General features: G+C 67.1%; 1 protein-coding gene. It reads right to left on the reverse strand.

Translation table 11 applies throughout. The annotated features are described in order from the left end of the window. Positions 1 to 121: 121 nt before the first annotated feature. A complete protein-coding gene (locus tag ACY45C_RS15405) occupies positions 122 to 850 on the reverse strand; it encodes an HAD family hydrolase (RefSeq protein ID WP_462188290.1) in 729 nt (242 codons plus the stop codon). Positions 851 to 911 lie beyond the last annotated feature (61 nt).

Here is a 911-nt window from a genome sequence, read left to right on the forward strand (position 1 = left end):
CGCACCTACCAAGCAGCGAGATGAAGATCGGTGAGTACTCCAAGCCGTGTCGTCGACGTCGCCCGGCCGCCGTTCACATTGCCGTTCACATTGCCGGTCGCCTGCGTCGCCGGGGGATTCGTCATGACGGCATGAGCTGGCGAATGACGGCTGGCTCGGTCAGGGACGGGGTCACCAGGAGAGGGCGCCCTTCCGCCGGCCACGGCAGGGGTGTGCTCTGCGGCCAGTCTCCGGTGGTAACGACGATGACCGCCAGACCGGCCCGCTGCGCGGCGATTGCCCCGATCCTGGAGTCCTCGACGGCGACCGCGTCGCGCGGATCAACTCCCAGGGCCGAGCAGGCGGTTAGGTAGACCTCCGGGTGAGGCTTGGGTAGGTCGACATCGTCCGCGGCGATGGTCGCGTCGAACGCCACATCGAATCCCGCGCCGGTGAGCATCGCGACGAGTACATCGGCCGGGCTGTTCGAGGCGACCGCCATCGGTACGCTGCCGCTCAGGCCAGCGAGCAGGGCGGCCGCGCCCGGCATGGCGCGAGGAGGGTCACGTTTCACCGCCTGCCGCAGCGAACGGTGAAGCACCGATGCGATCAAGGCAGCTTCGTGTTCCTGGTTGCCCCAGCGCGCGATCCGCGCGGCCCCCGACGCGACGGAGCTGCCGACCAGCTGCCCGCGCATCACGTCGTCCAACTCGAAGGAGACGGCCGCGGCTGCCTCGTCGAACGCGGTGGCCCATGCCGCCGTGCTGTCCACGAGCAATCCATCGCAGTCGAACAGCACCGCGGCTGGCCGCTGACTGCCCCCTGTTCGCTGGTTCGCGCCGTGGTCGGAAAACGTCCCAGAGATAATCATCTGTCTCCATCAAAATCTGAACAGTCCGAGCGAATCAGTAGCGATTGAGTAGGACGAATCA

This window comes from Frankia sp. CcWB2, from assembly GCF_977927585.1.